Below are 24254 nucleotides of genomic sequence, written 5' to 3' on the forward strand. Positions count from 1 at the left end.
ATTCGTGTCAAGCCTTTTACGCTCCACCTCAGCCTTTGCTGTGAAAAGGATCTGTCGTTTTCCTCGAACTGGCTGAAAGTTCGTGGGAAGAGTGTGGGCTGGTTGTTCTTGCCATTCAGGTTGACGCTGGCAACCTACTCGAGGCACCAGAGAAAAATGCCTGCCTAGTTCGAAGCGCACCCACCTTGTTCGGTTTCCCTTTCAGATCCATTGTGCTCTGGAGCTCGCTTAGCGCCACTTCCCTTTCTTGATTGATGGGTGATGCCATCATCCCTTACAATAGCGAAGTCAAGCACAGTCGCCTAAATTTGTTAAAGTTTTGGGCCCAATAAACTGAAGCAGCCTTATGAGGGCATCCTTATAGGCCAGGTTTTGCCAGTGGATGCCCTATCAAAAGGATACGCTACAGCCCCGATCTTAGTATTTTCAAGCTATCTACTTCTGATCAGGTCATTAATCAAGCCTGGATCTTATCTGATGCCTGTCCAGCTTTGGCATTCTCTGCAGTTATACACCATTGCTGGCATTATTTGCATTCAGGATTAATCAAACTGTGGCCAAGACGCCTCATGGAGTTGGACTTGGATAACACCCGATCAGGCGATTGATTGCAGCCGCTGTACTGGACAAAGCCATGTTCAAAGAGCTTGCCTAGGCAAACTTTTAAGCAAGCATCTTCGATCTAGAGCCATTGTTTTTATGCAGGCTAGATCCTTGGTTTTGCATCGACGAGCCTGCCGATCAACTTCCCAAATCCAAAAGCAAGTTGCGTCCGTTATCCTCGTTTGCATCGAAGAGTCGATGCTACTGCATCAACGCTAGTTAATTCTTGATCTTGTCTGTTGTCATGTGTGATTAGGCGGCAGCTGGCCTACTGGCGGGATTTGATGTCTATATCGTCAATCACAATCGGGTGCAATTGATCTGGGTGGAGGTGGCCCAGGCGGCCTCTGCCACACAATCGGAATTATGTAAGGCCCACAGATTACTCTGTGGAGATATTAAGTGCTGATTACCCGCACCACGTCTGGTTAATCGATTTCCAATCCGACCAGACAATTGAAGGTCACACACTCATTTTCCTGAATTTCCTGGTTGAATACATACTTGCCCCATTTCCAAGAAAGTTAACGTCTCTCCATTCCTACAACTTTCCCCCTGTGGACTTGATGGAGCCCTGCAATACGTTCCTTCAGCTGTGCGGTCAAGGCTGATGTTAGAAGGCTGACGACGACGTCGCACCGGTAGAGCGTAGCCCGGATTTCAGCTGAACTTGGCATTCATGTAGTCACCTTCTATAACTTCTCGAGGACCTAGCGATTGCAGTTGGTCGTAGTGCCGGCATCGGAGAAGGATCCGAGGTCTGAGATTCCACCGACAAGTTCACGGTGGAGCTGAAGACCGTTGGGTTGATTGCCACTGAACTCAGCTTCTATTGCCGTGAGCGGATCTTATTTACCGAGCAGTTAGACCGCTGGCGCCAGGCATCCCAGAATTCGAACGAAAAGCTAGTGCTCATATTGAATGCAATAACTCCAAATCCTACACCAGGAGAACCAGCGGGCGAACATCCGGCTGCTAAAGGAGCTGCGCCGAAAGGACATGGCGCAGGCGGAGGAGGCAGCACTGCTGATTGCCTCAAAAATGATCAGACCTTCTTGGTAGAGGTCGTGGAAGTTTGACTTCGCCTGATGACCTCATTAAGGCCTTGTAGTTTATCTGGGAGGGCATGGCCAATGGTGACCGTGTCAGTGAGCTGGCCTGGCACTCTGTGTGGGGCTCACTACGCTGCAGCACTAGCACAGCCAGTCTCAGGTGTCGTTGTGGTGTTGAGCGGCAGAATTGCAGTCACCGCTAAGTAGTCAACCGCCTTACCAAATCAGAACGTCAGCGGATCTTACTCGCCTACAACGAGACTAGATTCGCGGCTCAACCGCCAGGTTAGATTGTACGAGTGCTTTCGGACTGTGGACTATATGTTTAGTTCTTCGCGCATTTTAAACTGGTAATACATGCCTACAGCCAGGCCCATCGTCATGGTCGGGCAAGTATCCCAGGATCCACGCCTAATGCAGAGTCTAAGAGTGGCAGGTCCTAATTAAGTGTGTAGCTGTGACATCACCTAACTTCCCACTATCTTGCTTGGGATCTGGCTGTATCTTTATGTGGTGATAGACGTCTGGAGCCGCAAGGGGATGGCTTGGTGGGGCGCCGAACGAGAAATTCCATCCATTACAGCAGATCTCGTGAGCATGTTTTGCTTGCGCAAGCGAATCAGTCGGGGTCGCATGCTGCCGCTGATCCTTTATAACGGCAATGTTAATGCCCTGCTTGCCGCCACACTGGCATGTTGGCTGAAGGAACTTGGCGTGCTAAAATTTTTCTACAGGTAGATGTTATCCAATGATAACCCCTACTCTTAATCGTTTATCTGCACAGCGAAGTACGGGCTTGATTACCCATGTAAACGGTTAATTAGCAAGAACGAGTCCTGTCAGTGGGTAGCGTCATTTGTTGTCAGGAATTAGCACCCGTACTGCTAAAGCGACATCTAGTTTGTGACGACAGAGCAACGTAACTGCGGCCAGGCTGTAGAGACCTGTCGACGCCGTGCTGTCGTCTAATAACAAGCTCACAAGTACATTCCAAGGTGATACTTAAGAGTGACTCCCTGTTCGCGTCAGCTGGAGGTTGTCTTGATCAAACTACCACTACCGTGAGTAGAGGCTATGAATGTTTCGTTGATGATGCTCCTGCCCCAGGGCTGATTCAAAGTCTCATCATGGGTTTGGTTGTGGCTGTTGCCCCACCATCGTCAGCAGCGCTTTGATGTCGTGCATCACGGCCTGCATTCCGGCGCGAATTAACTGAAAACCGCCCAGCCGCAGCAGGTTCATCGCTGCAGTGCGCAGTGTGGCCATCGCCCCAGCCCGTTGCCGCGGGAGCGGAGGGCGTCCTCGTGGCGCTGTGTGTCGCGAATCCAATGCCAGTCCTCAATGCTCCAGTGGACGTGCACCAGTTGCAGCAGGGCTTCTGGGTAGATGCGCAGGCTGGTGAGGAACAAATGGGTCGCCCGAAACGGCTTGGCATCACGGATGCCATCGGCGGTCATCTCCACGATCCAGCCGGTGACAATCCAGGCCTCACGAATGTGCTCTGGGGCTTGTTTGGCGCGTAGAGTCCAGGTGATGTTGCGGCCGTGGCCGATCTCGTGATCCACTGCCACAAATGGATGTGACGCTTTCCCTGGAACTGGGATCTAATCTGGGGATGCAGCGTCTTCTGGTTGCTCTTGACCGTCAGGAGGAAGTCGGCCCCCTGCTCCTGGAGCTGCCGAAAAACGGACGCTGGGTATGCAAGGCATCCGCCTGGATCAGAACGCCCTCAAGATCCAGCTCGCCAAGGAACTGCCTCAGCACCGCCCGTTCATGGTTCTGCCCGGTGGCGTAGCAGGCCTGGCTGATGGCCACGCCCAAGGCGGCGGAGTACAGCGTGACCTGGGCAATGAATGCCTAGCCGTCACCAGCTGTGGGCTCGATCGAACCCCTCAAGGTCTTGCCGTCACAGATCAGCTGGTCGAGATCACTCGCCCCACCTGGGATCTGAGTGATCGTCTAGTCGCAGATAGCGGCGCACAGAGAAGCGACGTCAACCTGGCGGAAAAAGTAATGGAAGGCTGAATCCGAGGGCGGCCGCCTGAGCTCAAGGCCCAGCGCCTCTGTCAGAACGCTGTGATGACGGATGGCAAAGCGCTCCAGATCCCGCAGGCTCTGGCAGCGGCTCAGTATCCCGAGCACCGCCACCAACAGGAGGTACCAGGCCGGAATGCGCACGCTCCGCCGCATCCGTACATCCGGAATCGCCTTGAGGTAGCTGATCAGGTCGAGATCGGTTGCAGCAGAGTCGCTTTTGAGCACAGAGAGGAGGCGATTCCGCCGTCCTCAACTCATGCTGACAGCACTGGCAAGAATGCCCATGACAGACTTTGAATCAACCTTGGGATCGGTCCGACTACCCAAGCCGGCCGTTCACCAGTCAAGAAGACGCTTGCTAGTGTTTGCTGTCATTTGTTGACTGGAACAACTACCGGCACCGCCATTGCGGCATCAAGTTCGTCACGCCTCAGCAGCGCCACAGCGGTCAGGCCGTGGAGATCTGTCGTCACCGCGCTGTGGTCTTCGGGCAGGCGTGCCAACAAAACCCACGCCGGTGGTCACGATCGGCGCGTTGCTGGCGTCAACCGGAAGTGGTCTGGATCAATCCACCACCACCAGAACTCGACACCAATCCAGCTAAATTTGGCGTAGCTGCATGAACAGCAGCAGAGGCGTCATCTTTGCTGGCAGTCACCGCGAGCGAGTGATATTCCCCGAGCAGTTATGAATTTGGAGATAGGCGGCACTTGATGTCAATGCCAAGCCGCTGCCCCCTCTGGCCTCCCTTTTGAGTGAATTTTGTCTCAGCTTGCTGTTTCGTTTTTCAGGAGGCCATACGTAGTCTTAAGAATGTCTGAATAATTTAACCCAGGTTCAATGCAAAACCACCTATACGTTGATTTGATGCTCTTGCTTGTGGTTTTTGATGCACAGGTCATGTGTAACAAATTGGATTTCCAAAGCTATCCTGAATTAAGTGAGTGCCAAAATCAACCAACTCAAAATCAGCTTTGATATTTGGAACAAGATTAATAGACCGCCTAGTAGCCAAAAGAAGTTTTGAATCAAAAAATGCATTTTTGCGAATACAATACTCACTTCCTGGCAGGTGATGTGCTAATAAATTCTCTATACCAGCCTGGAGAACACCATATGCACAAGGCAAACGATCGTAGGCCCACGATTCTCCATAATTGCAATTCAAGCCATAAATGAAAGCCTTAACAGGTGACTTATTAGGTGCATAATTGAATCTCTGCGGCATAAGTAAAACATCTTTCATCCATGCATTAAAAATATTTGGGGTGCCATAAATGCCAGCCATTTGGCCTGTTGCAGAAGGAATCACAGCAATCCCATTTTGTGGAAGTAGTTTTACATTAGGCGTGGATAGTAGATAAGTTTGCAGCAAATGACTTTCAATATTTTTGGGTGAGAGATTGTCAATTGGATAAGTTTCGTAATTGCCATGTGTAAAATCTTGTATCTTAAAATGCGAAGAGTATTTTTGAATAATGCTACTTAAAACTTTGCCTGGGCTAGTACCTATTAAATCAATTGATTTTGTGAATTTGCACAAAATAGAAAGTACTTGATCTAGGTCTTCGAGTGTCGTGTTTCTTCCAGTGCCACCATGATGAAGAGGTGCCTCTCTTACTGAAAGCACAAAGCGAGGTTGTACATAATTTCCAAGAATTGTTCTTGCAAGCACCTTGTTATGAGATGTAAGGCTAATAGGATTTTCACCCGCTACCATGCCGTTCACTGTTAAGCTTTCAAATATACTATATATAGAGCGAGATTGTGCAAACGCAGGATGAACATACTCAGTTGAATGAACTAAAATTCTAAAGATATCCGAAAACGGCCACCTAAAATTAGGGTTTTGATCAAGTAGGGATACAATCTCAACATTCTGAGAAAAATTAGCTAAAATTTCCTGTTTATTCCAAGCTCGCTGGGAAAGAATTGATGAATACAGCTCAAGACCAGCTTGAAAAATGAACTGGTCTCTGTCCCATATAGCTAGTTCTTCGCCTATGTCAAAAAACCTAATTGTTGTTGTATGGGTACCTTCTTTAGCAATAAATTGTATACGATAGCCATGCACAGAGGCGTGTTTAAGTACCCCAAGAATCTCTGGGACGACAACACCCCATCCTTGGTTATGACTAGATAGCGCGTAAAAATAAGTGGGAACATGACTATTCTTTGCAAGTTGCCTCCAGCGTTTGTCGAGCGCATTACGAACCCGATTCAGTAGTATTCCCATTTATGTATAAGAAAGAAAAATTATTCGATGTATTTGAGCAACTTGTATATTCCCTCTCTTACCTGCAAAAATGAAGTGATAACCAAAAACTACAATGCATAGCAGGAGGCTTGCCGCATGCCGGATGTGAACTAACGTAAAAATACTGCTCAATGAGCAGGGTATTCTGAGATCATTCTTGAGGGGCGAAGCAAACATGATCCTATAGACTAAAAGTGTACCCATTTAAACATGAAAGCCTCAATAATTTTTGCCTGTCAGAATGATACGCCTGATCTACGCCCTGTGATAAAGTAAAATCGCATGCTTTAGAAACTATGTTCTTCGTTGATTCTTCAGTGATAGGGGAAAAGTATTTCGACATGAATGTTAAATCATAGCAATCATAGTATATCTTATGATTGACTATGCTTGGCAGCCAATGCGGCGATACCAGAGAAACATCTTCTGCTGCAAGACATTTATACAAGGGAGTGCTGATTTGTAGAGCAGAGCATAAACATGAGTATATCTCACGCCATGTTGACTGAATTTGTGAATAATGGAATAGGTAATATTGTGGGAGCTCTGCTATTGCATTGGGAAGACTCGAAATTATTGTAGAAAGCCCATATCCACTACCTATCGACCAAGGATGATCAATATCTCCCAAAAATGGTATCGGCATGCCATCGGTAATATAAGATAAAAAAGCCCTACCAGGATTTCCCAAGTAAACTGGGACTGATAATCCTATTGTATGGCCCAAACGAATTACTAATGTTTTAAAAGGAGTATCATTAGATAATTTGCACAAGCGCAGCTCGGCCCGATATTTATTAATTGCATAATCCCATGAATCGGAAATGTTAATGCTATCCTCACGATAAGGCCTGTCTTGCGTGAAACTGCGCTCATAAAAAGCTGTCGTAGAAATATAGACGTAACAATATCGAATACGGCCAAATAAGCAATGCAGATGAGATGATATATCATTAGATGTATAGGCAATAAAATCTATGACAAAGTCATAACCGCCGTACATTTTATCAGAAAAGTCTGTACTTAGCCTGCTTAGATCATTAACATGTATAAAAGTAGCCCCGATTAGCCTGAGCTCGGTCTCAAGCGAAGGATTGGTCCCACGAGTGATGCAATGAACTGTATGGGAGCAGGTCAATAATTGACGTACCGTTATCGAGCTGAGATTTCCGCTGCCTCCCAGTATTAAAAACTTCATCAATACATTGGCAGCAGATCAAAAGCATATGAGTCGATATTGTCAAGACAGCCGTGAGTTAGTACTGGACATTTTGCACAGTTACAATGTACTTTGCGATTATGACTGAGATGATTGCGCCTTAGTTCGTTCATGCTCGAACCATTCCATATCCCTAAAAGTGACGATGAATTAATATCGCCAATTATAAGCGAATGATTCCAGTCCTGTACACAAGCACTTACTGTTCCATCTGAATTAACAACCATCATGTAAAAGATGAAAGGACAGACTTCTCTTGGAATGAGTTGTTGACCATAATGCCCGGCTTCGTAAACTGGGTCAATATAATTAAAGTGAAATTGAGGCCAGTTTGGCTGCAAACCCTCAAAGAATACTTTATCAGCAAAACCACTAAATAAATCGATAAATAACTTCTGCTCATCCATATTCAGGTGTTCCTTGATGCACTTCACATATATAACGGTTTTACCACTGATGGAGCAGAGGTACTTAATTTCCTCCACGACCTTATCAACATTTATATCTGTTTGCGTGAACTTCTTATAGTGAAGAGCTGATAATCCGTTAAGGGATACATTTATTTGATCTATTCCAGATGCTATGAGATCCTCGGATAACCCTTTGTTAAGTAGTATCCCGTTAGTTGTCGTATCAACTCGGTCTACGTTGGCTGATTTAGCCATAGTTATGAATTGAGATAAATTCTTATTAAGAAGAGGCTCGCCTTCTTTGTATAATCTTAATATAGAAAGAGGAGTGTCGAAGTTGTTTACATTTTCAATAATATTCTCAAATGTCTTTATGGTCATTTGACCCTGAAATCTACCTGTGCTTTTGATAAGCTTTGGATCGCCAGTTGGACAGAATTTACATCTCAAATTACATGCGCTAGAAGGGTCGATCAAGAGTACATGAGGCTGTGCCAGCGGTAGCTGTGGTCCAAGATTTGGCCGAAGCCCTAATGTTCTATCAGCTAGGTTAGTTATTTTCATATTTTAAAAGCAGATCTGACGTGTAGGAGTCAATATCATCAGGCATGCCATGTGTCATTTGTCCACAGCCGCCACATACTGGATGTGCTTTTCGCTCACCTCTTAGAAACATTAGGCGGTATTGTTTCATCTGGTCACTATTCCAGATTTCTTTAACAGATTGTTTTCTTACATCCCCAATTAGCAGCTTTCTGCCCCAGTCTAGAAAACAGAGACTTACGGTTCCTTCAGGATTTATTGAGAACGAGTAAAATGGGTAAGGGCATGTTGAAACTTCTTTAATGGCCTGCCCATAAATACCTCTGTCTTGATTCGTAGTTACACCGTTTCTAAGTTCAAACTCGGGCCAGCATGACATAACACTCTCAATCCAGATTCCATCTGCTATTGGTCCAAAAGTATCTATAAACTCTTTCTTCTGGTAGTCATTAAGCCCATCGCCGTTGATTTTAACAATTACCTCGCAGTTTTCTTTGTATTTGTAAAAACTACTAACATTGTCGACGATGTCTTGGAACTTTGTTAGGCGATATCCCGAAAACTTCATATACTGCTCTTCGTTCATACCCTCGATTGAAATATTAATTCGATCAAGGCCTGCTTCAGCGAGTTCTATTCCCACATCCGCTGTAAGGAGAGACGCATTTGTGGTTGTGTCAACTCGATCGCAGTATCCAGAATTTTTGGCGTATTTGACCATATTGGCAAGTTTTTTGTTGAGGAGTGGTTCTCCATCTTTGTATAATCTTATAACTTTTACCTTTTCGTCAAAGCAATGTAAATCATCTATTATTTTAACATATAGCTCCCAATCTAGTTGCTTAAGAGGTCGTCCCACTTCCTTCATCAATTCGCTATCTCCTGTCGGGCAGAAGCTGCACTTAAAGTTACAAGCATCGCTTGGATCAATAAAAATTACAAAGGGAGTTGATAATGGCAATACAGTTTCAAGCTTTGTCCTATTTTTCAGATCAATTCTAGGCTTAAAGGTTGGCTCAGTCATTGAGGATTAATTTTTGGAATGGACGCAAAAGCTGTTGCTATAGATTAGTAATATTCTATGCTTCTTGTGGTTAGTGTATGTTGGGCAGATTCCGCTCTAAAGAGTTGTTAGATTAGTAACTGTCGTCATTACTTGAATTCACCCAAAAGCGACGTGCCTAATCATTATACACTACTAGAGAGAATCCATACAATGCTCTTAACGAAAGTTGCTTTTCCATCAAATCCCTTACGGTTCATCGTCACTCTAGCACATATATCGCTAAGCTATTTATGGATCTTCGTTAGCGGAGTTGAACTCAGTGGTACTGGTGTTCTGGCCCAAGAAGGGCGCCGACAAAGTATCCCTTGTCTAGATGTTCCCAAGGATTTACAAGCGCCTTAATCATCCCAATAGTTTTATAAGACGCTGGCCACTAAAGGGAAGTTTTCAACGCCTTCATTTAATTAAGGTATTTATTGCACATAATGCCTTGTTGTGTGCGATTGAAAGGGGCTTCTTCTCTCCTGAAATAGGAGTGTGCTCAAGCACTGCTTGAAAGTGTCACTAAATATTCTTTTGCTGGAGGTTTTAATATATCATACCACGGATTGAATGGGTTGTGGTTATAACTTTCTAACGGCAACCATTGGTTGGATAAGCCTTGGTCAAATCCTAGGCAAAGTTGGTTTATTATAGTGCATTGCACAGAACTTATAACCCTTTTAGGTATCATGCATTTTAGGATGCTTTTAATATTGCCAAATAATAGGCCATTTAGAGCACAGGAACCCGGATCAGTAAGAATCAATTCACTATCTCCAATTAGCGATAATCTCTCATCAAAGCTATGGCCTAAAGGATTTATTATTTGATAGTCTAGCTCTGCGAGGCGATTACAAAAAATGGCATAGTCCATAATTCGATCATTTTTTTTGCCGTCAGCCCTCGTAATATATATTCTTTTCCCTGAAACTGTTTGCCGATCTAGAGTTTGTTTTTCGATTACTCCCTTTAGCCCTGTAATTGCATTACTATGCTCATCTATGCAGGGTATTACAATATTATGGAAAGAATGTATGCCATTAATGCGAGGGAGCACATAATGGTTTTTTTTACCCTTCAAGACAGATTCTAATATGGATTTGTGTAGATCAATGTAATCATCTGGAACTAACAGGCTTTCAAGGGATGAAAGATATGGGTATGCTAGCGCGCTTTGATAAAGTGCAGCAACCTTATTGGCCACAAAATGGCCAAAATGAGATTGACCACCTATCCCTAATAACGGGTATTCGGAGACATAATTGAGATGATAATTAAATTCTCTTAGCTGACACTCATAAGTTTTTTCTTCTATCTCCCTAAAAAACGGCCAATGACTACACCAATCAATTGAATCATTCCCTATGTACAGCATATTTCTGCTATTAAGCGGAAAAATAATTTTGTCCCCATTATCCCAATACCAGCATAGAAATCTTATTTTTGAAAACAATGCGTACCCTGTTTCATAGTCATTCCGCATCATGCCATATAGGAGTGCCAATGAACTACTTGTCATTCCTAGTGAGCGGAGCCCTCTGATTTGATTTTTTGTGTGTTTATCTTTAACTGTCTGGCGTGTTACCGTCAGTGTTTCAAGATATTTATCCTGACTTGCCCATTCGCTAAAATTGTTGGTAATCTTGATTTGCATCTTGAGTTTGTTAATAATGGTTGGTTTGTGCTACAACTGTATTATAGTATGGTTTGTTGACTTTGCTGGCAGAAGGGGCTCTTGTGTAAGCTTTTCTATATTTTAAATTGCTGTAATGACTATTACTCTCATTGACTTCCCTTTTCCCCAATATTTAAGTGTAAATTTCCCCATGTGTCTCCTTCCCATTGGGGTGAATTTTGGTTATTTTTCTGATAAGATTCAGTCAATGTCCTCCCCTATTGTTGTCCATGCAATGCAGTCTCAGTCGTGAGCAGTTAACTAACTATCTCTCAACACAATTATTTAATTTTTTTCCAGATTTCAAGGAAACTCCTCCCCTTAGTAGAATTATTCCAAGAGCTTTAGAACGACTTGAATTCTGCTTCGAAAAAATAATCTATTCTTCATATAGGCGTCAAGGTATTTTCTATTTTAACCATCTAAATGCCGACCAGTACACAGTTTTCATATACTTTTGTTCGAATGTAGCATATTCTGAATTGTGTAACCTAAATTTAGCTGAAAAACTTTTTTATCTAAATAAAATTATGCACTCTTTTCACTGTATGTATGACACTATTCTTCCAGATATATTCCTTGTTGTTCATGGAACTGGGATAGTTCTTGGAAAGGCATCTTACAGTAATTATTTTGTTGTCATGCACGGGTGTACGGTGGGAGCAAACAGCTCTTTTGAAATGCCATACCTTGGGGAGTTTTTATTTATGTACCCAAATAGTTCTATTACTGGCAATAGTGTTATTGGCAAGAATACTTGTGTTTCAAATGGATCACTAGTTAACAATGAATTAATTTTGGAAAATAGTTTAATTTTTGGATCAACTCCATATTTAATAATTAAAACTAATCGCGCTGATAGGCTCTCCCATGTTTATCAGGTTTAATTTAATTTAGGTTTTTGCGCATAGGTTTTGGGTTATTTTTTTTACAAGAAGATTTATGCTTCTTGATTTGGGAAAATAATTCTCGTAATGTAATGGAGTACCTTTGGTTGGCGCCTTCCATATAGCTTTACCGTTTTCTATTTCTCCTGCTATATAGTTTGATATGCTGTGAAGTCTTTCTTCCTCTTCGCTAGAGCCCTTGATAAAATTTAGGGCTTTGGTCGAGCTAAACGAAGTGAGCAAAAATGCTAATAAACAAATGTCCATATTGCAAGACTGTATTAATTTCGCATTTCTTTTTTGTTTTGGTTGTCTGCTTGCTGATTCGAGTATTAAATTGAAAGTATCTTTGTTTTTTTCTTCACAAAATCTTTTTTGTATTTCAGTCGCTGATGCTTCTCCCATCCACTGACGTAATGACGCAGATCGGGCAATGGGTATAATTGATTCCACGAACTCATCTGCGTTGGAAACTAGTCGGCCTGTTCTTTGATCAATAATTATGGCAGATTCTGCAGGATTGCTAAAGCTTATCACGGGCATTCCCGATGCCATTGCCTCCAGTATAGATTGCTCTCCCGTTCCATAGTGACTTGGCGAAAGTGGATATACAAATATATCTGAATTGAGTAGATAATCATGAATGTTTTCCTTTGGTCCCAGGAATCTAATCCTATGGGCATCATTTGGAATTTGACGTGATATGTATTCGTGATCTGGTCCTCCAATCACTGTTAAATCAAAGCCCATTCGGCTTAGCCGTGACATAATTTCTATTGTATCTGGGTGAAGTTTTGAAAATGAAACGGTTCCGATATATACAAGTCGATGTGCTATTTTAGGATATTTTCTCTTGTGAAACATTCTTAGATACGGTCGAAGATCTCGTGACGAATGAATTGTAACAAACTTTTCGGGATTTACCAAAATCTTGCCAGCGAGAGTAGCGGCATTCTTGGATATACTTGAGCTAAAAATTACCTTATCGCACATATCTATCAGAAATTCAGGGATGATGCATGGTTCGTAGAGTCCGGAAATATGGCACCAACATATAAGACGAGATGCTGGTAAGCCATCCTCAATTAGCAACCTACTCAAGAGTGGGTGGTTCCAGTAGTGCAGAATTACTATGTCTGCAGCATTAATTATTCCTCGAAGCTTTTCTTTCTTGTGTTTCCATAGGTTGTCGTGATATGTTATCTTTTCAGAGTTTAGGGTTTGAACCGTTGCTGGCTTGCAGGTATCAAGGCATGCTATTGTATGTTTTGTAGAAGTATCATCCCTTGCATTTTTGAGCCAATCTACGAGAACCGATCCAACTCCGCCTCCTATATGTGGGGCAAGGTGAAGCACCTGCAAGACTTCTTGTTTCATTGGCTTTGTAGCATGTTAAAAAGAATGGGTTTAGGGTATGCTGATGCCCATGGTTACTGTAAACCTGTGAGGTTTGCCTAGCTAGGCCTAGAGAGCTAGGTCAATCTTTTCGGATATGTGCCTGGTTTCACCAGTTCAAATTGGTGTGATTGGCTCTTTGAGATGCCGGTTTAGCTGTTGTGTCTCACCACGTTGATCAGGAGAGCAGCTCGTTGAGCCGCTGCTTAGGGGATCGGCTGCCGAGGGCTGAGTGTTTCCTGATCCGGTTTTAGATCGATAGGTAACGGGTAGCCAGGCGTTCCGCTCCTGGGAGTCCTGGAACGGCATGGCATAGGCCCATTTCTTGCAGAGGGTCTGGATAAACCGCTCGGCCTGCCGTTCGTGCGAGGCGTGTAGGGCCTGGTGCGGATGTGCTTGAGCTTGAGGACGCTGCAGGCCTTACCAAAGTTCTTGGAGATGTAGGCCGAACCGTTGTCGCTCATCACCTGATGGCACTCGACGCCCTGGCCGGTGAACCAGGCCACGGAGCGGCTCAGGAAGCCGATCGCAGTGGCTTGCTGCTCATCAGCAAGAACCTCCACATAGGCGAGCCGCGTGGCGTCGTCGATGACCGCGTCTATCGGATCGTAGCCGACGCCTTTGGAACGCCCCTGCTGCCGGTTGCCGGTGATGCGGTGACCCACCTTGCGGAAGCGGGCCAGTTTCTTGACGTCGATGTGAATCAGGTCGCCCGGCGTCTGGCGCTCATAACGCTGCACCACAGGTTTGGGCTCTAGGTTCCGCAACCGCCCCAGGCCCAGGCGGTTCAGGCTCCTTGCCACGGTGGAGAGGGGTGTAACCAGCAGTTGGGCGATATGACGCAGGTGCAGCCGCTGAAGGCGCAGCTCCACGGCGCGCTGGAGGCGGTTCGGATCGAGCGTCCGCCGCTGGGTGCGGCGAACACTGCGTCGATCCGCCAGCGAGGGTTGACCACCAGAGCGGTAGCGGGCCAGCCACTTGTAGTCACAGCGCAGAGAAATCCCTGCTTCTGCGGCCAGTTCTGCCAGGGGGCGATGGTCGTTGAGGTGTTGAGAAACCAATCGCAGCCTGCCCTTCTGCGTCAGACGGGCATTAGCGTGTGTATGCATGGGAAGTGAGGTCTCGGTTGGGCGGAGCTCTTATTTCGTATATGAGTCACATGTGCTTTGATATAGAGTTTTCTAGTTGTCAATCAGCTTAAAAGGTCGATTTTGCTTGTATCTGCCCAATAGGCAAGGGGCTCATCTTGCCTATCAGGATAACCTCCAAGCTTCAGAACTATTGAAGAGAGAGAGTTAGTTATTTGTTCTTCGGCTAATTCTCTCAATGAAACTGGATTCCCTGAGCCGCAATTGTAAATCCCTTGAGCATATGGATGATTAGAAAGCTTCAGGAGAAGCTTGGCAACTTGATCTACTGGAACAAAATCACGAACTTGACGACCAGAGCTCATTGCAAATTCCGGATCGTGTTGATCAATTGCACCCTGTAAGGATGGCAGCAATGAATTGGGATTTTGTCCTGTGCCAAAAGGGTAAAAAATGCGAATCCAACACCATTGAACTTCTTGTTTGTTAAGGCGGCTAGTAATGACCCTGCGCAGGCTGTCTTTTGCAATTGCGTAGCAGTTAACAGGATCCGTTAGCTGATCTTCTTTCAAAGGTCCATTCTGCATCCCATATTCGTAGCACGTTCCAGCTACTACAAGACGCTGGAGGCCTGACGCTACCAGCTGCTCAATTAAATCGAGACAAGCCGGCAAATTACGGGTTACATGAAAAGGTTCTTGATAATTAGGAAGGCCTGGCCAGCTCAACAAGATGGCATGCGTTGGCTGTCGATTTAGCAAAGTCTGCCAAGTGGAGGGATCGAGCAGATCAAAATGGTGCTCTGAATCTGAATTGAGATGACTCCAACAATGCAGGCAGGTATCCGCCGCCTCACGCTGAATGGCGCGTCCTATGAAACCTTCACTACCCAGAAGATGAATAGTTGTCATAGCTACATCTCAGTAATCATTGGCTTTTCGTTCAAACGCCGAGAATCTACCTTGTGCACGTCTCCGCGATACCCAGCCCAATGTTGCAGTTCAGGAATTGCAGTTACCAGCTCAATCCCAGCAAGATGCTCTCGCAACTCCTCTATCAGATTCCAGGGTAACACCAGCAGGGCATCAGCTTTCTGAGCAGCCAGTTGCTCTGGGCTTATCACTGGAATATGGCTGCCAGGTAGGTATTTATTCTGCTTGCTGGTGGCCCGATCAGCCACGGCAGCTAGCAGGTCTGAGCTGATACCGGCGTAGTTGAGCAGGGTGTTGCCTTTAGCTGCTGCGCCATAACCCAACACCCGTTTTCCTTGGCGTTTGGCCTGCAGCAGAAACTCCAGCAGACCGTGCTTGGCCGCCTCGGCCCGCTGCTGGAAACCGGCATAGGCCTCGATCGATTCCAGGCCGGCTTCCGCCTCAAGTGCCAAAACCTCCGCCACCGCTGCAGTTGGCTGCGCCGTGCCCCCATAGGCCAGCCACACCCGCAGGCTGCCGCCATGGGTGGCCAGCTGCTCCACATCCACCACCTCCAGCCTGCGCGCTGCGGCGATCAGCTGCACCACCTTGAGGCTCAGGTAGCTGTAGTGCTCGTGGTAGATCGTGTCGAACTGGTTGCCTGCCAGCAGCCGCAGCAGGTGGGGAAACTCAATGGAGGCGCGGCCGCTGGGTTTCAGCATCCTGGCAATACCGGCCACAAAATCGTTGATGTCAGGCACGTGGGCCAGCACGTTGTTGGCCACCACCAGATCGGCCTGCTTCAGGTCGCTCGCCAGCTCCACCCCAAAGAACCGCTCAATGGTGGTGATCCCCTTCTCCCGGGCCGCTGCTGCCGTGGCCTGGGTGGGCTCGATGCCCAGGCAGGGGATACCTCGTTGCTGCACGTATTGGAGCAGGTAGCCATCGTTTGAGGCCAGCTCCACCACCAAGCTTTGGGGGCCCAGATCCAGCCGCGCCACCGCAGCCTCCACAAACCGCTCGGCGTGGGCGCACCAACTGCTAGATGTGCTCGAAAAATAGGCGTAGTCGGCAGTGAATAGCTCCTCGGCCGATGCATGGGCTGGCAGCTGCACCAGCCAGCAGCTAGTGCACACAAACACCTGCAGCGGATAGGTAATCTCTGGCAGTGCCAGCTGCTCCCGGCTCAAATAGGCGTTGCTGGGCGGCTGGTGGCCCAGGTCGATCACCGTGTGACCTAGGGGTGAGCCGCAATGGCGGCAGCGGTGCTGGCTCATGGGAAAAATTTAAGGGTTGGCAACTGCAAATCCCGCTCGCTCATGCCCTGGGGCGGCAACGGCCAACTGATGGCCAACTGGGCGTCATCAAAGCGCACGCCGGTTTCAGCTTCTGGCACCCAGGCTCCGGAATGCAGATAAAGCAACTCACTGCTGGCTTCCAGCACCTGAAAGCCATGGGCACAGCCCTCTGCGATAAGCAGGGCGTTGGATGCGGCTGCAGAAAGTTCCACGCCATGCCATTGGCCAAAGCTGGCTGAGCCTGGCCGCAGATCCACCGCCACATCCCACACCCGGCCCCGCAGGCAGCGCACCAGCTTGGCTTCTGCATGGGGATTGGCCTGCAGGTGTAGGCCCCGCACACTGCCCACCGCTTCTGTGCGGCTGATATTCACCTGGGCAGTGGCGCGATCGCCCCAGGCCTCGGCAAAGACCGGCTCCTGGGCGCGGAAGGCATTGAGGAAGGCCCCACGTTGATCAGCGAAGGGCTGGCCCACCAGCTCGATCACACCGGCGATGGGGGTTGGGCGAGATTCAGTGGCCATCGACGCGGTCCATTTGATAGGTCTCTAAATCGGCCAGGCAACACTCCAGGGGACTAGCCCCCTCCTGCACGGCTCGATACCAGTTCACCGTGCGCGCCACGGTGATGGCAAAGGTCCAGTGGGGCCGCCAGCCGAGTTGGTGGTGGGCTTTATCGATCTGCAGGTGCAGGCGACCAGCTTCATGGGGGGCATTGGGATCGGAGAAATCCCGCCAGCTGCCATGCCAATGCAGCAGGGCCTCCTCAATCAGGGCCTGCACGCTGCGGTTGGCCTCCAGCGCCGGACCAAAGTTGAAGGCACTGGTGTAGGGGTTGGCCGGCCCATGGGCCACAGCCAATTGACCGGCCAGTTTCTCGGCCAGCAACAGGTAGGCACCAAGGGGCTCGAGCACGTGCTGCCAGGGTCGGGTGGCCTGGGGGTTGCGGAGCGCTATGGGCTCGCCCGCTGCAAGTGCACGCATGGCATCGGGCACGATCCGGTCGTCTGCCCAATCGCCGCCGCCGATCACGTTGCCGGCCCGGGCTGTGGCGATCGCCAGATGGGGGGTTTGGTGGCTGCCATCACCGCAAAAACTGGCCCGCCAGCTGGCGATGGCGATCTCAGCTGCAGCCTTGCTGGCGCTGTACGGATCATGGCCGCCGAGACGATCATCCTCGCGATAGCCGTAATCCCATTCCTGGTTTGCGTACACCTTGTCGGTGGTCACCATCACCACCACGCAGGGATGCTGCAGCGGTTTGAGGGCCTCGAGCAGGTGCAGCGAACCCTGCACATTGGTGGCCCAGGTGCCCAAGGGATCGGCGTAGCTGCGGCGCACCAGGGGCTGGGCGGCCAGATGCAGCACAACTTCAGGCTGCACCTCAGCAGCGATTGCCGCCAGGCCAGCAGCATCGGCCAGATCAAGCAGGTGATGGCCCGCCAGCCGGGGGGCCAAATCGAGCTGATCAAATAGGCCTGGCGTGGTTTCTGGCGCCAGTGCCACCCCATGCACCTCAGCTCCGAGCTGGGCGAGCCAGAGGGCCAGCCAGCTGCCCTTGAAGCCGGTGTGACCCGTGAGCAACACGCGCCGGCCTTGCCAAAAGGCTGGATTCAGATTCACCACAGCTTCCAGGGGGCCTGGCCATTGGCCCAGAGCTCCTCAAGGCGGGTGCGGTCGCGCAGGGTGTCCATCGGTTGCCAGAAGCCTTTATGCCGGTAGGCACTCAGCTGGCTTGCCGCCGCCAGCTGGGGCAACACATCCCCTTCCCAGCTGGTGGCATCGCCAGCGATTCGATCCAGCGCCTCTGGCTCCAGCACAAAGAAACCGCCGTTGATCCAGGCGTTATCGCCATCGGGCTTCTCCTGAAACTGGCTCACCGCATCACCGTCCAAATGCAGCGCCCCATAGCGCCCCGGCGGCTGCACCGCCGTAAGCGTGGCCTGGCGGCCATGGTTCTGGTGATGGCCAATCAGGGCTCCAACATCCACATCTGCCAAGCCATCGCCATAGGTGAAGCAGAAGCTGCTGCCATCTAGATAGGGGCGCACCCGGCCCAGACGTCCTCCGGTGTTACTCATTTCACCGGTGTCCACCAGCGTCACCTTCCAGGGTTCACTTTTTCGCTCATGCACCTCCATGTAGTTGTCTTTATCCATATGGAAGGTGACATCACTGGTGTGTAGAAAATAATTGGCGAAATACTCCTTGATTAGATAGCCCTTATAGCCGCAGCAGATGATGAACTCATTGATGCCAAAATAGCTATAGATCTTGAGAATGTGCCACAGGATTGGCTTGCCGCCCACTTCCACCATTGGCTTGGGTTTTAGGTGGGTTTCTTCAGATAGACGAGTGCCGAGGCCGCCGGCGAGGATTACGGCTTTCATGGCCAGGTACTGGCTACAGCTTTGCAGTATATGAGACGATCTAGTTGGTTCCTAATCCCAAGCTGATCGATGGGGGTGCCTTGGTTTTGTAGGTCGGTCAGCACATCCCAATCGCTGGAATCGCCCCTGCCTGCCCTTCCTGAAGTCTTGGTAGGGAAAATTTTGCACTTTGCGATTCCGTACAGGCTGTACAAAAGCCTTGAAAGTGCCGCGCGGATATGCCCGGCAGCCATCTTGGCCAGCATCCGTAGACGCTGGTCACGCCATTGAAGAAGTCGATCCACACCGATGTAGTGAAACGTCGTAGCGAGGCCAATGCCCATCGGCCGACACGGCCATCAAGGCTTCCACGCGCGCTTGGGCAATGAGCAGTCGGTCAAAGAGATCGGCATGCACCAGCAGCCAGGCTCTGATCGCGAAAGTCGGCTGGTGACACCGCCAACTTGCCGAGACGGTGCTTGATGGCCACCCCCCAGATGCTGGCCACCGACACCACGCAAGCTTCTCGGCACATCAGAGCATGATTTGGGTGTCGAGGAGCAGGCGCATCAGCAGCCAAATAGCTCCGCCACCTCCTTATCCATAGCCTTAGTGAAGGCCGCATCCACCTGGTCTTGCGCGAGGTTTGCCGCCCAGTCCCCCAGGGCTGCAGGTCGTGTCAAGCCAACGGCAGTCGCGCAGGGCACCAACTTCACCTGGGCTTTGCCGTGGCTGGCGATATTTACCTCCTCCCCGGCCAGGGCTGCCTTCATCAGCAGGCAAAGCTAGCTTAGCCAAGAATTAGGTTGGCTTTCGCGGGCGAGGTCGGCGCGTCCTACCAAGGCCTGGAATCGCCTCCTGAATGCCCTGGTTGAAGTTTTTGTGGCGGAAATTTTGAGTTTTCCGATTCCGTACAGCCTGTACAAAATCTTGGGCAGTGGTGCGCTGATATCCCCGCTGGCGACTGCTGCAACTCATATGGGCCACGCCCAGCGAACTGACCTAATCTGAAATAGTCCACAGGCCTGGGGTGATGGCCCTCTCTGCAAGACCAGTCACACCCGTCGATCTGCAGCTCACGCCAGAACAGTTTGGCCTTCTGTGTGCCGAGAACAGTGGGGCGGTGCTTGAACTCACTGCCGATGGCCAGGTGCTGGCAATGACGCCCACAGGCAGTGAAACTGGCGGGCGTAACAGCGAACTTGCATTCCAGCTGCAGCGCTTTGCAAGATCAAGCACCACCTGGAAGGCGTTTGATAGCTCCACTGGCTTCCGCCTGCCCGACGACTCCGTGCTCAGCCCCGACGCCTCCCTGGTGCGTTTAGATCGCTGGCAGAACCTCACCCCCGAGCAACGCCGCGGCTTCGCCCCCCTCTGCCCCGATCTGGTGGTGGACTTGCCAGCCCTACAGACGAAGGCCCCCGCGCCCTCACGGCCCTGCGCAGCAAGATGGCTGCCTACCAGGCCAACGGCGCCCGGCTCGGCTGGTTGTTGATTCCCCACCAACAGGCTGTGGAGGTCTGGTCCTCCAGCGGCGATAAACAGCGATTTGAAGGACTCAGTGTTTTGGAGGCTGGACCGGAGTTTCCTGAACTTCAGTTGGGGATTGAGGAGATCTGGGCGGGCTGAAGTTTTTGTGGTGGAAATTTTGCGTTTCGCGATTCTGTACAGCCTGTACAAAAGCTTGGACAGTGCTGTGTGAACTCTGCCGATCGCCAGGGCGTGAAAGCCGATCCAGAGGTAATTGGGGTTGGAAATTCGAAATTTTACAGCCCCCCATCTGAACTTAAAATATAACCAGTGGCAGATTCGTCTGCATCGAAGCTACCTTGCATCCAATGCCTTGAATGCCGACTGGTTGGGCTTGCGATCCCCGCATTCAATAGATACCTTCTGTTTATCTGCCTGCTGGCTTGCCTGCCATGAATCCTCCGTCAACCCGATTGCTGGTAGTGCTCGGCTTGCCGGAACCCTCTCAGGATTCCAGCCCAGATCCCGGCCTGGAACCGCTGCAGCGAGCCCTTGAGCTTTGCGGGGCCCCGTCTCTCTCGGCAGCTCTAGAGCCCATCCATCGCAAAGCCCTGGGTGCAGCAGGTGCCGCCTGGCAGGCCACTCGAGCCATCCCCAGTCGCTGGTTTGCCAGTGAAGCCAGCCACGCCCTTCTGCCTGAGCTCCAGAGTGCATTGCAGGCCCAGCTTCCACCCCAGGGCCTACGGGTGCTGCAGCTCAGTGGGCTTGAGCATCTATTGCCCCTTTGGCGGCTAGCCCTGGCCGAATTGCCTGTGCAGCCCGCCTATCTGTTGGTGCTGCGTCATCCACTTGAGGTGGCAGAAGCCCTGCGCCGAAGCCATGGCTGGAGCCGTGATCGCGGTCTGCTGGTGTGGCTGCAAAGCACCTTGGCCATGGAAGCCTCCAGTCGGGGTGCTGCTCGGGTGGTTGTGGAGCAGGAGCAGTTGCATTGGGATCCTGAGGGCGCCCTCGACCATCTGGAGCGCCAGCTGAATTTGCAGTTGCCTGAACGAAGCCATGAGCGGCTTCTGCAATGGGAAAGTGAGCAACCCCAGTCCCCGCTTGTTGCCGTCCCCAGTGTGCCCAGCTCCACCGAGAGCTCTCCCCTATTGCAAATGGCCATGCAGCTCCATGGCTGGCTTTTGGCGGAAAGTCGCGGCGAAGAGCGTCCGCGCATGATGCCCGAGGTGATCTGCCAGCAGCTCGCCTGGGCAGAAGCCCTCTATGGCCGCACCTTGGCAGAAGAGCAACAGCAACGTGTCCGTGCCGAGGCCGAGCTGACCCAGTTGCGGGGGCGTCGATTGGTGCGTTTCAGTCGTTGGTTGCGGCCCGATCAGGCGGCTTGATCCAATTGCTTAATTGAGCCGATCACAACTCTCGTTGCCCCCAATCGCTTGCGCCATCGCCCAGGCCTGCTTCCAGTGCCGCTCCAGATGCTTGGCTATTTCAGCTGAGCTGAAGTATTTCCAGGCACCATGGCTGCCAATTGCTGCCGCTGAATAGGTGCTCTCGCTGGCGAAGGCCCTCGCCACAGCAAGGGGAGCTGCTTGCCCATGGCGGCTTAAGTGTCGGCTAAAGAACACATCCTCCATTTCTTCTGGTCCGCTGGTGCTTGCTGAGTCCGAGCAGATCCGTTGCATCAGCTTTCGATCACGAATAGATAGACCCCCATTGCCATGTAGATGGGGATAAACGTCTGGGTTTGGTGAGCCGTGGATTGCAGTATCCACCTTGAAAAATCCGCACAGTTCTCCCTGGCTGTTGCGCCGTTCGAAGTATTCACTTTGCTGCCGCGGTAGGAACGGCGCCCCCAGGTAGCTGAAGTTAAAGAACCATTCCGGCAGTGGCTCCGCCAGTAGGGCATCTGTTTGGATAAACAACAACTTTTCGTTGGGCATCGCCGCCCAAAACGGCTCCTGTTTCATCATCCTGTTGAAACTTGCGACATCGCCCAACCAGGTGCCAGGAACTAGCTCTTCAGCCACCATCCAATAGGGCTCTAAGGCTGCTCCGCTGGCCTGCAGACAGGTCTGGGCTTCAGCCAGGCTGCCCCGATCGCAGATTAGGCACAAGCTAGTGCCCGATGGGCACATCAGGGCCGTATTTAGCACCGTGAACAGCCACTGATTATCAATTCGGTTTTCAATTAGTACAGCCGCTTTGTCGCCTCCTCTATCCCGGTGGAGCAAGCCTCGACCTGCTAGTGGTAGTAACACTGACTCCAGCACCTGCCCACAGTGGCTTAGCCAGAGCTGTTGGCGATAGCGCAGTAGTGCAGGCAGGGCATCTGAGTCAGCCATGATTTGCTGTTTCCATTGGATGCCTACGCCAGAGTTCGTCCTGGTGGCGCACCATCAAAAACCGGTAATCGGCTGGCCGCGTTTTCATTATCTTCAACACCGGCAGCAGTAAGCCGCTGCCCGCCTGCTCTAGGGGTCCGGAAAGCTGAAAATCTGATTGCCATTGCCTTTCTTGCCAATAGTGGGCTACTCGCATCGCCTGGCGGCGGCTGAGAAAGTAACAGCCAGAATGGGGATTGGTGGCCCGGTAAAATGCCACATCCCCCAGGGGCCAGGGGATGCGCAGCTCCTCCCCCGTATCCCAAAATAAATCGGGCCTTCCCCCATCCGGATCGCCAGAGAGGATCACATCTCCCTTTCCTGGAATGTGCTCGCAGCGATGGGGCAAGAAAGCGAAGCTGCCATCACTATTGCGATCCAGATAAAGCAGTTTGGCGAAAAATTGTGGGTCCTCTATTAGTAGGTCATCTTCCAGGTAGCCCACAAGGTCGTAATCCTGGGCCTGCTCCAGCAGCCGGCGCGATGCCACCAGTGGCACCTGGGTGGGATCTGTTACTTGTGGATCCACAAGCTCAAGTCGAGGATCGGTATTTATTTCCCCCGCCAGGCTTGCATCCGCTGGTGTGTAGAGTTGGATTGTGATCTCGGCACCTCCCTGGGTGGCCAGGGCCCTGGTCACCACCGCTTTGCCCTTGCCTAGGGATGCGTGGATCCAGTGCGTCCCGCCATGGCGATGCAGGTTGCCCAGGGTGGCTTGCTCCAGGGCTAGGCGCTTGGTGGCCCGTTTCGATTCGGTTTGCGATGAATACAGCGACCCATCCTTGGGGGCAAATACGTGGGGAATCGCCAGCAGCACCCGCATCACCTCAGCCCTCCAGCCAGCCGCTGCAATCCCAACCCAGCATCTGCTCGAGTTGGCGGATTTCCGGCTCAAACATCTCGGTGAGCCTTTGCCTGGCTGCGCGTTCCATGGGCTGCTGGTAGCTGCCCACATGCCTATCCCTGGCTTCCACTCCAGTCAATGGCGCTATCCCTAAATAGTTACACACTCGATCCAGGCAGATTTGGGGGGAATGGCGCAGCTCCTCTTGGCGCAGCACCAACACCCGATCACGGCCAAAGAATCGCCATAACCGCCTTATTTGGCTTGCATAAAAGCCCCTGTCCGTGTAGGAATAAACCCGATGCTGTGCCGGCAGGGCACTGCGGCATCGTTCCGCTTCTTCAGTCAATGCATCACAGAAGCTGAGCTGCTCAGCGCCGCGTCCCAGCTCCATGGCCCAGTGGGAATAGGCCCGCTCAATCGGATTGCGTAAAATTACAATAATGTGCATTGCTGAATTATACGCCCAGATCCTCATTGGTGCCGGATCCCAATACATATAAATCGGTGTGGCTTCTCCCCAGATGGCGTCCCTGGGGGCCGCAGCAAAATGTTTGTGGTAGCCATCGTGGCCAGCAGTGGCCATGCCATTGCCATCCCATTCCTGGGATTCTTCGTCAAAAAAGTGCAATTCTTTTTGGGCTGGAATATATAATTTAGGATGGCTGCGCAGGTAATCCGCCAACGCGGTAGTGCCGGCTTTTTGGGTGCCACACACTAGGAATTCCACCCGCTTTTGGACTGGCACTAATCAGTCGGGTTGTTGCTTA

Annotated in this window: 23 protein-coding genes; 4 read left to right on the plus strand and 19 right to left on the minus strand. The window is 50.3% G+C overall.

Going from position 1 to position 24254, the window contains the following annotated elements; all coding sequences use genetic code 11:
* Window positions 1-1388: 1388 nt before the first annotated feature.
* Complete coding sequence (locus tag KBY49_RS08800; RefSeq protein ID WP_254934414.1) at window positions 1389-1682, plus strand: hypothetical protein; 294 nt, start codon at window positions 1389-1391, stop codon at window positions 1680-1682.
* A gap of 456 nt (window positions 1683-2138) precedes the next feature.
* Window positions 2139-2393: a hypothetical protein gene (locus tag KBY49_RS08805; RefSeq protein WP_254934415.1), complete on the plus strand. Its 255-nt coding sequence runs from the start codon at window positions 2139-2141 to the stop codon at window positions 2391-2393.
* Between the two features lie 500 nt (window positions 2394-2893).
* Here KBY49_RS08805 and KBY49_RS08810 read toward each other — a convergent pair whose 3' ends face one another.
* The 16 genes from KBY49_RS08810 to KBY49_RS08885 form a co-directional block, all read right to left on the minus strand.
* Window positions 2894-3226 (minus strand): hypothetical protein, encoded by a 333-nt coding sequence (locus KBY49_RS08810; protein ID WP_254934416.1) that lies wholly within the window; start codon window positions 3224-3226, stop codon window positions 2894-2896.
* 388 nt (window positions 3227-3614) lie between these two features.
* Window positions 3615-3917 carry a transposase family protein gene (locus tag KBY49_RS08815; protein ID WP_254934417.1) on the minus strand — a complete coding sequence of 101 codons (303 nt, stop codon included), beginning with the start codon at window positions 3915-3917 and terminating at the stop codon, window positions 3615-3617.
* Window positions 3918-4063: 146 nt separating this feature from the next.
* Complete coding sequence (locus tag KBY49_RS08820) at window positions 4064-4195, minus strand: hypothetical protein (protein WP_254934418.1); 132 nt, start codon at window positions 4193-4195, stop codon at window positions 4064-4066.
* A 395-nt stretch (window positions 4196-4590) separates the two neighbouring features.
* A complete protein-coding gene (locus KBY49_RS08825; RefSeq protein ID WP_254934419.1) occupies window positions 4591-5928 on the minus strand; it encodes a hypothetical protein in 1338 nt (445 codons plus the stop codon).
* 202 nt (window positions 5929-6130) lie between these two features.
* The gene (locus tag KBY49_RS08830; RefSeq protein WP_254934420.1) at window positions 6131-7147 is read right to left on the minus strand and encodes a hypothetical protein; all 1017 of its coding nucleotides are present in this window, start codon (window positions 7145-7147) and stop codon (window positions 6131-6133) included.
* Window positions 7147-8142, minus strand: a complete 996-nt coding sequence (locus KBY49_RS08835; protein ID WP_254934421.1) for a radical SAM/SPASM domain-containing protein — start codon at window positions 8140-8142, stop codon at window positions 7147-7149. Before KBY49_RS08835 ends, KBY49_RS08830 begins: the two co-directional genes overlap by 1 nt.
* On the minus strand, window positions 8129-9145 hold the full coding sequence (locus KBY49_RS08840; protein WP_254934422.1) for a radical SAM/SPASM domain-containing protein: 1017 nt from the start codon (window positions 9143-9145) through the stop codon (window positions 8129-8131). Before KBY49_RS08840 ends, KBY49_RS08835 begins: the two co-directional genes overlap by 14 nt.
* Window positions 9146-9668: 523 nt before the next feature.
* The gene (locus tag KBY49_RS08845; protein WP_254934423.1) at window positions 9669-10823 is read right to left on the minus strand and encodes a glycosyltransferase family 61 protein; all 1155 of its coding nucleotides are present in this window, start codon (window positions 10821-10823) and stop codon (window positions 9669-9671) included.
* A gap of 914 nt (window positions 10824-11737) precedes the next feature.
* Window positions 11738-13108, minus strand: a complete 1371-nt coding sequence (locus tag KBY49_RS08850; protein ID WP_254934424.1) for a glycosyltransferase family 4 protein — start codon at window positions 13106-13108, stop codon at window positions 11738-11740.
* A 224-nt stretch (window positions 13109-13332) separates the two neighbouring features.
* Window positions 13333-14235 (minus strand): leucine zipper domain-containing protein, encoded by a 903-nt coding sequence (locus KBY49_RS08855; protein ID WP_254934425.1) that lies wholly within the window; start codon window positions 14233-14235, stop codon window positions 13333-13335.
* A gap of 83 nt (window positions 14236-14318) precedes the next feature.
* Entirely contained in the window at window positions 14319-15125 is an 807-nt protein-coding gene (locus KBY49_RS08860) for an NAD(P)-dependent oxidoreductase (RefSeq protein ID WP_254934426.1), read from the minus strand.
* Window positions 15126-15127: 2 nt separating this feature from the next.
* The gene (locus tag KBY49_RS08865; RefSeq protein WP_254934427.1) at window positions 15128-16402 is read right to left on the minus strand and encodes a class I SAM-dependent methyltransferase; all 1275 of its coding nucleotides are present in this window, start codon (window positions 16400-16402) and stop codon (window positions 15128-15130) included.
* Entirely contained in the window at window positions 16399-16947 is a 549-nt protein-coding gene (locus KBY49_RS08870; protein WP_254934428.1) for a dTDP-4-dehydrorhamnose 3,5-epimerase family protein, read from the minus strand. Before KBY49_RS08870 ends, KBY49_RS08865 begins: the two co-directional genes overlap by 4 nt.
* Complete coding sequence (rfbG, locus tag KBY49_RS08875; RefSeq protein WP_254934646.1) at window positions 16937-18040, minus strand: CDP-glucose 4,6-dehydratase; 1104 nt, start codon at window positions 18038-18040, stop codon at window positions 16937-16939. Before rfbG ends, KBY49_RS08870 begins: the two co-directional genes overlap by 11 nt.
* A 2-nt stretch (window positions 18041-18042) precedes the next feature.
* Entirely contained in the window at window positions 18043-18813 is a 771-nt protein-coding gene (rfbF, locus tag KBY49_RS08880) for a glucose-1-phosphate cytidylyltransferase (RefSeq protein WP_254934429.1), read from the minus strand.
* 548 nt (window positions 18814-19361) lie between these two features.
* A complete protein-coding gene (locus tag KBY49_RS08885) occupies window positions 19362-19565 on the minus strand; it encodes a type II toxin-antitoxin system prevent-host-death family antitoxin (RefSeq protein WP_254934430.1) in 204 nt (67 codons plus the stop codon).
* Between the two features lie 260 nt (window positions 19566-19825).
* Here KBY49_RS08885 and KBY49_RS08890 point away from each other — a divergent pair, with 260 nt between their 5' ends.
* Window positions 19826-20287: a Uma2 family endonuclease gene (locus KBY49_RS08890; protein ID WP_315857016.1), complete on the plus strand. Its 462-nt coding sequence runs from the start codon at window positions 19826-19828 to the stop codon at window positions 20285-20287.
* Between the two features lie 427 nt (window positions 20288-20714).
* Window positions 20715-21647 (plus strand): hypothetical protein, encoded by a 933-nt coding sequence (locus KBY49_RS08895; protein WP_254934431.1) that lies wholly within the window; start codon window positions 20715-20717, stop codon window positions 21645-21647.
* Window positions 21648-21656: 9 nt separating this feature from the next.
* On the opposite strand, the gene KBY49_RS08900 is transcribed toward KBY49_RS08895, so the two are convergent.
* From KBY49_RS08900 to KBY49_RS11755, 3 genes are read right to left on the minus strand one after another with little or no spacing between them, the layout of a single operon-like run.
* Window positions 21657-22601 (minus strand): DUF5672 family protein, encoded by a 945-nt coding sequence (locus KBY49_RS08900; RefSeq protein WP_254934432.1) that lies wholly within the window; start codon window positions 22599-22601, stop codon window positions 21657-21659.
* Window positions 22594-23463, minus strand: coding sequence for a hypothetical protein (locus KBY49_RS08905; protein ID WP_254934433.1), 870 nt, complete (start codon window positions 23461-23463; stop codon window positions 22594-22596). The genes KBY49_RS08900 and KBY49_RS08905 overlap by 8 nt, the downstream gene beginning before the upstream one ends.
* Window positions 23464-23467: 4 nt before the next feature.
* Window positions 23468-24232: a sulfotransferase domain-containing protein gene (locus KBY49_RS11755; protein WP_396099709.1), complete on the minus strand. Its 765-nt coding sequence runs from the start codon at window positions 24230-24232 to the stop codon at window positions 23468-23470.
* Between the last annotated feature and the right edge of the window lie 22 nt (window positions 24233-24254).

The sequence above is a fragment of the Cyanobium sp. WAJ14-Wanaka genome, from assembly GCF_024345375.1.
In the GTDB taxonomy this organism is placed as follows: domain Bacteria; phylum Cyanobacteriota; class Cyanobacteriia; order PCC-6307; family Cyanobiaceae; genus Cyanobium_A.